We start from the raw sequence: 11,413 nt of genomic DNA, 5'->3' as shown, positions 1-11,413 counted from the left end.
TTGAAGCGAGGCTGGGTGTATTCGGTATGGATGCCGAGGAGGTCAACAACGGCATGAGTAAGAAGATCCGACAGGATACGCTTATCTCGCTGACGGCTTAGCTGTCGCCAGAGATCGGGACGCTCCTTGCGAAGTCGCGGAGAGAAGTAAACGAAGAGCGGGATCTCCACCGCCTTGGGTACCAGTGCGTGACCCATCAGTTCGGGATAATCTTCATCGAAGAGCGCATCTCCATGGTCGGAGAGATAGATCACCAAGGCATTCTCCTCTCGATAAGTTTGGATGATCTCGTGGATGATGTGATCGGTATAGAGGAGGCTATTCACATAGCCAGAGATGATCTCGTCTTTGCGCTCATCCTTGCGCTCGGGCAGGCTATCAGGAGAGAAGCGAGCGAAGGCTTCGGGGTAACGCTCTCCGTACGTCATGTGCGACCCCATCAGATGCACCACTTGGAAGAGACCTAGAGGGGAGGTAGAGCGCAGACTATCGGGTAGGCTATCGTAATGATATAATAGTGGTAGGATAGCTTCGTCGTAAAGATCGGGGCGATCCGAGACACCTTCACCGCCTAATCCTTTGAAGAAGGAAGGATTACCCGTAAGAATATCTGCTTGACGACCGAGGAGATTGGAGATGGAGTACTCGCCCGTGATCTCTTGGTTGGCGATCCAAGCCGTAGCATAACCTGCTTGACGGAGCACCTGAATGAGCGAGGGGAATTGATACCAAGGCTTCTGCCCCTCTTCGTAAGTGAAGAAGGTCAGCGAACGGGTATTCGATAGGATGGTAGCCGTAGCAGGCGACACTACGTCAGTGAAGGCAAGAAGCTCCTTCGCTTGAAGAAGGCTGTCTGCGTAAGGGGTATTCTCCAGCGGATAGCCATAGCAGTGCATGCTACTTCGCCGAGCTGATTCGCCGAGGATAAGGATGACGTTGAGGGGCTTCTTCGAGATAGGACGAGGGATGGTGAGGGCTTCGACTGCTCGCTGGCTATCACGGATCTTCGCTTGCTCTTCCGCAATACGCTTCGTAGCATCATGCGCCCCAAGGGTATTGTAGATCAGACGATCAATGCCCGAGGTGTAAAGCCCTGTGAAGCTAATGTGCTTCTTGTAATAGGCCAAGTCACTGGGCAGATGCACTACGGGGCCAAGGAGGATAAGAGCCGTACCCGTGATGTAGCCGAAGAGGCTGAAGAGGACAGGATGCTTCTTGGTAAAGAGACAGGTAAGAAAGGCAAAGCTGGCAGCGGGCAAGAGCTGAAGGAGGACAGCTATCGCTTGGTCTGCTGTGATGCTATCAAGGAACTCACTCCCCTCTCGCCAGTTCGTCGAGAGCATGATCTGCGCCAAGTCCATATTGTACGTGACATGGTAGAGCCCGATGAGGTAGAGCTCGTACGCAGAGAGGAGTAAGGTTGCGCCCGCAAAGAGTGCTCCCAGCGAGCGAGCGAGCCACTTCCATGGAGCTAAGGCGAAGAGAAGGGTAAGGAGACTTGCCCAACCTCCGATGCGAAGGAGCTGATCAAGCACCAGCGGAAGCACTTCGCTCGAGGGAACTTCTGTTTGGTAGGGAATATAAGCGAGTAGCACACGTAGCTGGGCTAGGAAGACAAGAGCGAAGAGCCAAAGGCGCTCGCTTAGTCTTCGCCCGAAGGCTACGTGTGCTACTCTATCTATAAGGGAAGAACCCCGCATCTAGGCGTGCTTGAAGAGACGGCGAGCGACCTCTCGAGCTTCAGCGATGATCGCTTCTTGCCCTAGGACGTACTTGTCTCGCATGAGGATACGACCATCGACGATGACCGTATCTACACAGCTACTACCCGAGGTAGCGTAGACGAGATTAGAGGTAAGGCTATTCAGCGGTACGAGTTCGGGGGTGTTGAGGTCCACAAGGCAGACATCTGCCAGCGCACCTTCTTCGACACGTCCTGCGGGAATGCCGAGGATATCTGCACCGACGCTCGTAGCGGACGCAAAGATATCATCCGCCTTGCATGCCGTACTATCAAATCTCCAACCCTTACCGAGGAAGGATGCGAGCTTCATCGCCACGACCATGTCGAGGTTGTTCGACGAAGAGCAACCATCCGTCCCGATACCGATGCGTATGCCACGACGCTTCATCTCCTCGTACTTGAAGGCATAGCCACTAGCAAGCTTGAGGTTCGAAGCGGGATTGTGCACCACGCTGACGTTGTGCTTCGCCAGCAGATCCATCTCTTCGTCATCGATCCAAACGACATGCGCTAGGACGAGATGCTCGCTAAGGATGCCGAGCTTATCGAGGTAGCGAACGGGCGTAAGACCATGCTGACGGACGCACTCTTCGATCTCACCCTTCGTCTCGGAGAGATGCAGGTGGATCTTCACATTATGCTCCTTGGCGAACTGATGGCAGAACTGTAGCTGCTCTCCGCTCACCGTATAGATAGCATGTGGCCCGAGGGTGAAGGTGATACGATCGCTAAACTCCTTGAAGCGCTCGAAGTACTCATAGCTTCGCTTACGATCAAGCTCTGCACGCTCGGCATTGCCTTGATCGAAGAGCGTGTAGGAGAGGTGTGCACGTAGTCCCATCTCTTCGACAGCCTTCGCCGTCTCGAGTGGGTGCATATACATATCGAGGAAGCAGGTCGTCCCCGAGCGAAGCATCTCAAGACAAGCGAGCCGAGCACCGACATAGACATCATGGGCGGTCATCTGAGCTTCGACTGGCCAGATATAATCCTCGAGCCAAGTCATCAGCGGCAGGTCATCGCCATAACCTCTGAAGAGCGTCATCGAAGCATGCGTATGCGTATTGATGAAGCCGGGGATGATCGCCTTGTCCGTACCGTCGAGCACCTCTGCTCCGGCTGGAGCAGAGATACCTTCGGCGATACGGGCTATGCGGTTGCCCTCGATGAGGACATCTGTTAGCTTGTCCTGATGAAGGACATTCTTAATAAGGATGGACATGCAGTGTACGGGAGCTTATCGCTGGGGATAAATCTTGTAGAATTCGGCTACGTCCTCGATACCCTTGTAGAAGATGTCGAGGGGAAGGTTCTCGTTGGGAGAGTGGATCGCATCGCTTTCCAGCCCGAAGCCCATAAGGATGGTCTTGATCCCGAAGACACGTTCGAAGGCCGCGATGATGGGAATACTACCGCCACTGCGCAGACCAAGAGGACGCTTACCGAAGGCTACGCCGACAGCTTCTTCGGCTGCACGGTAAGCAGGCAGGTCGATGGGGCAAAGGTAAGCCTGGCCACCATGCATCTTCGTGACCTTTACACGGACGTACTTAGGAGCGATACCTTCGATGTAGTCTACGAGAGCTTGGCTGATCTCCTTGTGATCCTGATTAGCTACGAGACGGCAAGAGACCTTAGCATAAGCCTTGGAGGGAAGAACAGTCTTGGAGCCTTCGCCCTGATACCCACCCCAGATACCGCACACGTCGAAGGAAGGACGGCAGCTGTTACGCTCGAGCGTATGGTAACCCTTCTCACCGAAGAGGTCATCCACATCGAGGAACTTCTTGTAGGCTTCTTCATCGAAGGGGATCTGACGGATCATCTCACGCTCTTCGGGCGTTAGGTCGACAACCTTGTCGTAGAAGCCGGGGATGGTGATACGTCCGTCCTTGTCTTGAACTTGAGCGATGAGCTTACAGAGCTCGTTGATGGGGTTAGCCACGGCACCGCCGAAGTGACCAGAATGAAGGTCGTGATCGGCACCCGTCACTTCGATCTGCCAGTAAGCAAGACCACGTAGGCCCGTCGTGATCGAAGGAGTTTCGGCGCTGAGCATGCTGGTGTCGGAGACGATGATGTTGTCGGCCTTGAGCATCTCAAGGTGTTCGCGGCAGAAGGGTTCAAGGTTCGTCGAACCGATTTCTTCTTCCCCTTCGAGGATGAACTTCACGTTGCAGTTCACGAGTCCGAGAGCAAGCGCCGTCTCGAAGCCCTTGATCTGGATCATCGACTGGCCCTTGTCGTCGTCAGCACCACGTGCCCAGATGTGACCGTCACGCACTTCGGGTTCGAAGGGTTCGCTCTTCCAAAGGTCAAGAGGTTCGGGGGGCATCACGTCATAGTGACCGTAGACGAGAAGCGTGGGGAGTGAAGGGTCCTTCTGATAGTGACCGAAGACGATAGGATTACCTGGAGTCTGGAAGATCTCGGTGTGCTGTACGCCGATCTTCTTCAGGTGGCTCTGCCAATACTCGGCGCAGCGCTGCATATCGGGCTTGTGTTCGCTCTTGGCGCTGACGGAAGGGATACGGATAAGTTCAAAGAGATCCTCGAGGAAGCGGCCTTCGTGCTCGCGGATGTAGTCCTTGATTTGGCTCATAATGGGGTCTAGTTCTTAGAATGAATGTATTGTTTGAGGCGGTGCGAAGGGCGGTGAATCCCCCCGCTTTGCCCTACTAAAGGTAGCAAAAAACTCCGTCTTTCCTCCGCTAGCCCTTTGTCTTCTTCGTCTTTTGTGGCGCTCGGCGGAAGTGAATATCCTCTAGAGTGAAGTAGCGCTTCGATGGGCGAAGGAGCACTTTGACTTCACTGATGTGGATGGTGGGATTGAATTTCTCCTCGAGTTCTACGACGTGGCTCTTGAAGCTGGGCATCAAGTGCCCGAGGCGACCATAGTCAACGATGGCGCCCTCCGAGACAAGGTCACGTGCAGTGTCTGCGGCGAGGTTGAGGACACTCTGCACCTCCATGTAGTTCAGCGTGGTGTTGTGGGAGACGAGGTCGCAGAAGCGCTCGAAGTCGACATGATAGCGTCCCGTGGGCTGTGCGACCTGCATGGTCTTGCCTCGGTGTTTGCCGAAGGTGATCTTCTTCTTGAAGACGACGTACTGAAGTGATTTGCTTGACATAGTATGTTGCGTGTTTGGGTGAAGAGGCTGAAATGCCTGAAGAAAGACATGCTACTTCGCAAGGTTTATTCCTTAAGCAAAGGTAGTTAGCTTCGGTCGAAGGTGCAAGAAAAGACGGTCGAATAAGGGAAAACAAGCAATCCAACAAGAAATTTAATCCAGTCCAATCGAAAGAAAAGATCAATCGAAAATCCAAGCCAATTCAATCCAATCCAAGAAATTAATCAATCTAATCTATCATTTCCTTCGATGTCCTCTAAGATTTCAATCGCATTACTATTATAACTCGTACGTTCGAATGGAAATAATCGAACGTACGATCATCTAAATTCGAACGTTCGATTTTGAGAAATCGAGCGTTCGAACTTCAATGATCGAACGATTGAGTTTCTTAATTGGATTGATTGATTTGATTTCTTGGATTGATTGATTTCTTTAGAAGCTTCCTTTCTTTCTTTCTTCAAGAAGAATTGGTTTATTTCACAGCGACAACCGTTTGATTTACCACGAAGTCAATTAACATCTTTCACGAAACGCTTTCACATTCTCCGTCAAGCTTCATTACTTTCCCCGTCCTGCTTTATTACTTTCCCCGCAAAGCCCTATTACTTTCCTCGTCGACTTCCTTGACTTCCTTTGCGAACGAGCATCGCTTTCCCCGCAAACTCCCTCTGACGTTGTCTGAAAGATTTCGTACCTTCGCTGCCGACATTAACATTTAATCCACATGCCTCATGAAAAAAACAGCTCTCCTATTATTGGTCGTTGGCGCTATATGCTCCTGCTCCAAGAAGAATGACACGCCCGTCGTACCAAAACCAACGCCTACGCCAACTCCTCCTCCAACACAGCAATTCGATTACATAGCCAAGATCGAAGGCTTCCGCCCAACGAACGGTGGGAAGGGGAAAGAAATGGTGCAAGAAATCAACTTTAACTACGACAATCAAATGCGCCTGGTCTCGGTCGTAGAAAAGTACCCTAACTCAACGATTCAAAAAGTTGTTGAAAGTAAATTCTCATACTCCGGCCAGACAATCAAGTTCGTACACAACGAGCATGAGCGTGACAAGAGCTTAACCCAAGGTACCGAGTATTACTTGACCCTAGATGCCAAGGGAAAAGCAATAAAACTCGTAGAAAAAAACTACCCCAAAAATACTAGTCCCAAAACCTATACAGCAGAAGGTTACACCTACGACAACAAGGGACATCTAACTGAATATAAGCGATCAGAAGGCTTCACCGCAAGCCTGACATGGCTGAATGGAAACATGACGAAATGGGTCCATAAATCAACTGAGGAAACAGAAACAGAGCCGTGGAGATACACCTCTTATCCTAACCGTACTTACCCTGATCTCGGTCTCTTCTTGAGAGGAAGAATAGAAGAAAGCTATTGGGTAGATCATCTCGGGTTGCGCTCTGCAAACATAACTTCAGGCTACACAATCATGGAAGGTGAAGAAGGACAAAGCATCGACGAGCTTAAGTACAAGCTGGATGCTAAGGGTAGACCCGTTGAAGTAGAAGAAGCTAGCAACGGTAACCCTACTTGGATCCACGTAATTACCTACGTCAAGAAGTAACCTTCGCTTCACACGCAGTACATTATCCGCGGGAGGAAGCCCATGAGCTTCCTCCCGCGGCTGTTATATTTACCGTGGGAACATGCCTTGGGAAACGACTCCTCCTTCCTCTCGTCCCAAACACACGACATCTAAGAGGGTAGTATTCATGATAAATCGTATCTTAGTAGGGAGTATTAACACTAAATCCCAAACGCAAAATGAAAACAGTAGCATTATTAGTATTGGCTGCAGGCCTCCTGTGCTCCTGCTCCAAGAAGAATGACACCCCTGTCACTCCAACCCCTCCCGTCACAGTGAAACTCGACCGCATCGCTAAGATCGAGACCTTCTCCTACGAAGGCGGAGAAAAAGAATGTACGTACGAAATCAAATTCAACTACGACAGCCAACTCCGACTTGCGTCAATCGTGGATAGAAACCCAAGCAACCCCCTCATCGCCGAGATCGATGGTACGTTCGAATACTCCGGACGGACGGTCAAGTTCGTGTACAACGACCACAAGGCCACCGCAGACTTAACCCAAGCGACAGAATATAACCTCTCTCTCGACGGCGGCGGCAAAGCGACCAAGCTCGAGACGAAGCTGTACTATCGTGACCCTGGAGTCGTAACCCTTACCCAAAAGGATTATGAGTATGATCAAGAGGGCCATCTAAAGAAGTACGTATTCGAAAATGTCAAGATCAGCTTCAAATGGCAAAATAAGAACATGATCGAATGGACCCGTACCGTGACTACAGAAAAAGATGGAGTAATCAACACAGACATAACTACAGAGCCTTGGAAATACGACAAGACCCCTTCTAACCACACCTACCCAGACCTCAACCGCTTCCTCGCAGGAGAAACAGTCGAAAGCATGTGGGTAGACTACTTCGGACTACGCTCTGCTCGGTTGGCTTCAGGCTACACAGCAGGCCTTGGCACATCGTATCAGAGGAATAAGACCTTCAAGTACACGCTCGATGCTAAGGGTAGACCTTCTGAGGTAAAAGAATCAGAGAACAGTAAGCTTCGCCAACTCCATGTAATCACCTACCTCCAGAATTAACCTCTGACTGCGTAGTTAATGCGTAGCTTTGTGCCCAACAGCATAACTAAGATAGCGAGGGAAACCTCGTCCTTTAGCGAGGAGCCGAACATCAATAATCATACGTAGCAGAGGATGGAACTACAGACCAAACGACTATTATTAAGACCTTGGCGGGAAAGCGATGCCCCTGCCCTCTTCAAATATGCACAGAACCCCAATGTCGGTCCTATCGCCGGTTGGCCTCCGCACCAGAGCGAAGACGAGAGCCGTGAGATCATCCGAACGATCCTCTCTGAGTCTGGGACCTTCGCCGTGGTGCTCAAAGCCACGAACGAAGCCATTGGGAGCATCGGCATCATGACCTTAAGGAGCGCTATCCATACCGCAAGTATCGCAGAGGGCGAATGCGAGCTGGGCTTTTGGATCGGCGAACCCTTTTGGGGCCAAGGCTTGATCCCCGAAGCTGTCCATGAGTTGCTTCGCTATGCCTTCGAAGAGCTAGCGATGAGTGCCGTGTGGTGTGGCTATTACGAGGGCAATGTGAAGTCTCAGCGAGCACAAGAGAAGTGCGGCTTCAAGTACAGCCACACCAAAGAGAATAAGCCCGTACCTTTACTTGGCGAAATGCGCACCGAACACTTTACCAAGATTACCTTGGGCGAATGGAAGAAGCAGACACAGCGATAAGGCTCCAGATAATCTACGGGAGCTAGGCTACTCCTTATATCAAACGACGACACCCCGCAAGGGACTTGCCTTTTCCGTAGGCAGTCACCTTGCGGGGTGTCGTCGTTTGCTATATGCCGAAGCGCCTAATTGTCGGAGGTGGAGTTCGGCTCTCCTACTTTATAGACAATGACCGCTCCCTTGATTGTGTAGTGGTTCCCTTGGGGCTTGGGCACCTTACGGAGCTTCTTCTGCTGAGGTCGTGCTACGTCCGTCGAAGTGAAGAAGTAGCTTCTAGCTGGATTATTAGGATTCTTATCAAGTAGGCTATTGCTCGTGTCGTCTACTCCAGATTCTGTTTTCTTACGAAGTTCAGTTACGTAGTTTGGATCAATACGTAGCAGGAACTGACCTTCATACTCCGAGTTAATATCGCTAGTATTCTCCCTAGATTCTCCATCAAAGTCAAAGGGCATGAAGGTAAGTAGATCTCCTTCTTCTGTCACTAAAGCCTTATCGTAGTAACCGACGACATTGACCCGAACGAGTATGCTTCCGCTTCCTGAAGTGTTGGGTAGCTCAGAGTTGTCTGAGCGATAACTTGCCGTGCGGTAGAGCGCTTGATCGGGAGAAGTCGTCGCAGAGGTATCCTGGACAGAGAACAAGTCGGAGTATTCGGAGATGGGCTTCCCAAGACCAAGCACAGCTGTCTCTACCTCCAGCTTACTAGCCTTCTTCAGCTGAGCAGGGATCTTGAGGAAGTAAGTTGCTGGATTTATTGGCTCCTCAGGGAATCCGTAAGAGATAGGCCACTCACTTGGTCCTCTGGAGATGAGCGCCCCCTCGCCAAGATGCCTGCCAGCGATGTCGTAGGTGATCGGCTGCTCGTAGTAACTGCTATCAGCAAGTAGGATATTATCCTCTATGATCGTATAGATCGAGCGATCCTTGTGAACGAGGATATTGCTTGCCCCTCGACTATTGTGTAGGAACTGCTTGGAGAGGACAGCGCCATCCAAACGAAGAAGCAAAGTCTGTAGATTCATTAGGACGGCTCCGCCCTGAGATGGAGCAAGCGAATCGATAGCACAGGTATAGCCATCCCCAGCATCTTCTTCTGGGACACTTGCCAGTGGTACCAGATGTGACTTATTGACTTGGAGACCACCTGTGGTAGATGTACCTACACAGGTATAGAGCAAGAGCTTGGATGTGGCCTTGCGAGATAGGTCTACGCTGTAGAAAGCTGCGACGGAGGTATCCGTCCACTCAGTGTAATAGAAAGGTCTGTAGTTAGCTGCTGCCTCATTGCCTTTCATATCCTGCCAGAGATTGTCGCTCAGACTAATTGGGTAAGGGCACAGGGTATCATAATCGAGGAATCCGTCAAGTTCTGATAGATCTAGCTTGGGAACTTCACAACTGGGAGAGATTACTAGTGGGTACTTAGATGGCTGAGCCTCTTCGTCGCTACTCAGTGAATTCGTATAGAAGCTAGCTACGAGCGCATAGCGTCCATCCCAAGTGCGGTAGAGGATACGGGTGTTCTTATTGAGGCTGCTACATAGGGACTGATAGTTGTCAAGCCAAGCTTTAGGAACGTGGACAGCGCCTAGGAGTTTGTTACGTCGATCATTGGGCTTAGCTTGCTCGAGACTATCACGAAGATTGAGGATGGCATCACGGCGAGCAATAGCATCAAGGTTGGGATAAGAGCCCTTCTGCCATTGAGCGAAGGCTTCCACAGCAGGAAGGCATAGCAGGAAAGCTAAGAGGAACTTGAAGGAGTACTTAAACATAGTGCAATATGAAGTTTGGTGTGCCCATGGTCACTGTCCTGGGCGAATTATGCATCGTTAGCAAGGAGAGACTTCGTGACAAGTACACGACCTCACTAATCTCTTGGAAGATGTTCCCTCTAAGGGTAAGGCAAATGTATATGTATGCATAGAAGAAACCAAATAGTTAGAGCCCATCCCTCCGTTCGAATGCAAGACACCCCGCAAGGTGACTGCCTAAGAAAAGGCGAGTCCCTTGCGGGGTGTCTAGCTTAAAGGCGAGCGGAGTGCCGAGCCTTAGAGACGACGAGCGCCGTCAGAGATGACTACGTCGTAGAACTTAGGCTGAATGCCGTACTTAGCTTCGTAGCGCTTCTTGACTTCGGCGATGAAGCTGTCGTGAAGCTCTTCCTTGAGGAGGTTGATCGTACAGCCACCGAAGCCACCACCCATGACACGCGAACCAGTGACACCGAACTCACGAGCGAGGTCGTTGAGGAAGTCGAGCTCTTCGCAGCTCACTTCGTAGAGCTTGCTCATGCCGTGGTGCGTCTCGTACATCTTCTCACCGACGGTCGTGTAGTCACCCTTGTCGAGGGCTTCGCACACAGCGAGGACACGCTCGACTTCGCCGATGACGTAGGCTGCACGCTTGTAGTCCTCTTCGCTGACTTCGTTCTTCACCTCTTCGAGCTGAGCAAAGGAGGCATCACGGAGGAACTTGATCTCAGGGTAACGCTTAGCGAGGACGGCTACAACATTCTCGCAGCTCTCACGACGCTTGTTGTAGGCGGAGCTAGCGAGCTCGTGCTTGACACAGCTGTCGACGAGGAGCAGACGATAGCCCTTAGGATCGAAGGGGTGCTCTTCGTATTCGAAGCTCTTGCAGTCGAGGCGAAGGAGCTTACCTGCCTTACCGAAGACCGAAGCAAACTGGTCCATGATACCGCACTTCACGCCGCAGTAGTTGTGCTCGGTAGCCTGACCGATCTTCGCCATATCCCACTTAGAGAGGCCGAGGGAGAAGAGGTCATCGAGGGCAAAGGCAAAGGTGCTCTCTAGTGCTGCCGACGAAGACATCCCTGCGCCGAGGGGTACATCGCCTGCGAAGACCGTGTCGAAGCCTGCGATCTTGCCACCACGCTTCTGGATCTCACGGCAGACACCGAAGATGTAGCGTGCCCAAGACTGGCTAGGTGCATCCTCTTCCTTGAGTCCGAACTCTGCTGACTCATTGAGGTCTAGAGCGAAGGCACGGACACGATCCGTACCATTAGGGCGGATCTCTGCGACCATAGCCTTGTCGATGGCTCCGGGGAAGACGAAGGCACCGTTGTAGTCGGTGTGCTCGCCGATGAGGTTGATACGACCAGGCGAAGTGTAGAGCGTACCTGCTTCGCCATAGAGGGCTGCGAACTTGTCGCGGATAGCTTGTGTATTCATTTGAGGTCTGAAGATATTTGTTTGA

The 11,413-nt window shown here is 51.4% G+C and carries 9 protein-coding genes; 3 read left to right on the top strand and 6 right to left on the bottom strand.

Annotated elements, in window-relative coordinates; translation table 11 throughout:
* From Q0336_RS05740 to Q0336_RS05725, 4 genes are all read right to left on the bottom strand, one after another.
* On the bottom strand, positions 1-1,700 hold a 1,700-nt coding region (locus Q0336_RS05740; RefSeq protein ID WP_298526549.1), incomplete at its 3' end, for a phosphoethanolamine transferase.
* Positions 1,701-2,966, bottom strand: coding sequence for an amidohydrolase (locus Q0336_RS05735; RefSeq protein WP_298526547.1), 1,266 nt, complete (start codon positions 2,964-2,966; stop codon positions 1,701-1,703).
* 15 nt (positions 2,967-2,981) lie between these two features.
* Positions 2,982-4,346 (bottom strand): dipeptidase, encoded by a 1,365-nt coding sequence (locus Q0336_RS05730; RefSeq protein WP_298526545.1) that lies wholly within the window; start codon positions 4,344-4,346, stop codon positions 2,982-2,984.
* A 109-nt stretch (positions 4,347-4,455) separates the two neighbouring features.
* The gene (locus tag Q0336_RS05725; RefSeq protein ID WP_298526543.1) at positions 4,456-4,875 is read right to left on the bottom strand and encodes a histidinol phosphate phosphatase; all 420 of its coding nucleotides are present in this window, start codon (positions 4,873-4,875) and stop codon (positions 4,456-4,458) included.
* 734 nt (positions 4,876-5,609) lie between these two features.
* Here Q0336_RS05725 and Q0336_RS05720 point away from each other — a divergent pair.
* The 3 genes from Q0336_RS05720 to Q0336_RS05710 all read left to right on the top strand — a co-directional run bounded on the left by Q0336_RS05720 (position 5,610) and on the right by Q0336_RS05710 (position 8,188).
* Positions 5,610-6,464: a DUF4595 domain-containing protein gene (locus Q0336_RS05720; RefSeq protein ID WP_298526541.1), complete on the top strand. Its 855-nt coding sequence runs from the start codon at positions 5,610-5,612 to the stop codon at positions 6,462-6,464.
* 200 nt (positions 6,465-6,664) lie between these two features.
* Positions 6,665-7,519 (top strand): hypothetical protein, encoded by an 855-nt coding sequence (locus tag Q0336_RS05715; RefSeq protein ID WP_298526539.1) that lies wholly within the window; start codon positions 6,665-6,667, stop codon positions 7,517-7,519.
* 114 nt (positions 7,520-7,633) lie between these two features.
* Positions 7,634-8,188, top strand: a complete 555-nt coding sequence (locus tag Q0336_RS05710) for a GNAT family N-acetyltransferase (RefSeq protein ID WP_298526537.1) — start codon at positions 7,634-7,636, stop codon at positions 8,186-8,188.
* 125 nt (positions 8,189-8,313) lie between these two features.
* Here the strand turns inward: Q0336_RS05710 and Q0336_RS05705 are convergent, their stop codons facing one another.
* Together Q0336_RS05705 and galK are read right to left on the bottom strand one after the other, a co-directional pair.
* On the bottom strand, positions 8,314-9,966 hold the full coding sequence (locus Q0336_RS05705) for a hypothetical protein (protein WP_298526535.1): 1,653 nt from the start codon (positions 9,964-9,966) through the stop codon (positions 8,314-8,316).
* A gap of 276 nt (positions 9,967-10,242) precedes the next feature.
* Positions 10,243-11,388, bottom strand: a complete 1,146-nt coding sequence (gene galK, locus Q0336_RS05700; RefSeq protein ID WP_298526533.1) for a galactokinase — start codon at positions 11,386-11,388, stop codon at positions 10,243-10,245.
* Between the last annotated feature and the right edge of the window lie 25 nt (positions 11,389-11,413).

Source organism: uncultured Porphyromonas sp., from assembly GCF_938039215.1.
Classification (GTDB): domain Bacteria; phylum Bacteroidota; class Bacteroidia; order Bacteroidales; family Porphyromonadaceae; genus Porphyromonas.
This window is presented reverse-complemented; position numbering and strand designations above follow the sequence as displayed.

Bases quoted from the DNA above. Each gene is read 5' to 3' on its own strand.
- Q0336_RS05735 (WP_298526547.1), bottom strand. From the start codon at position 2,966: ATGTCCATCCTTATTAAGAATGTCCTTCATCAGGACAAGCTAACAGAT.
- Q0336_RS05730 (WP_298526545.1), bottom strand. From the start codon at position 4,346: ATGAGCCAAATCAAGGACTACATCCGCGAGCACGAAGGCCGCTTCCTC.
- Q0336_RS05725 (WP_298526543.1), bottom strand. From the start codon at position 4,875: ATGTCAAGCAAATCACTTCAGTACGTCGTCTTCAAGAAGAAGATCACC.
- Q0336_RS05720 (WP_298526541.1), top strand. From the start codon at position 5,610: ATGAAAAAAACAGCTCTCCTATTATTGGTCGTTGGCGCTATATGCTCC.
- Q0336_RS05715 (WP_298526539.1), top strand. From the start codon at position 6,665: ATGAAAACAGTAGCATTATTAGTATTGGCTGCAGGCCTCCTGTGCTCC.
- Q0336_RS05710 (WP_298526537.1), top strand. From the start codon at position 7,634: ATGGAACTACAGACCAAACGACTATTATTAAGACCTTGGCGGGAAAGC.
- Q0336_RS05705 (WP_298526535.1), bottom strand. From the start codon at position 9,966: ATGTTTAAGTACTCCTTCAAGTTCCTCTTAGCTTTCCTGCTATGCCTT.
- galK (WP_298526533.1), bottom strand. From the start codon at position 11,388: ATGAATACACAAGCTATCCGCGACAAGTTCGCAGCCCTCTATGGCGAA.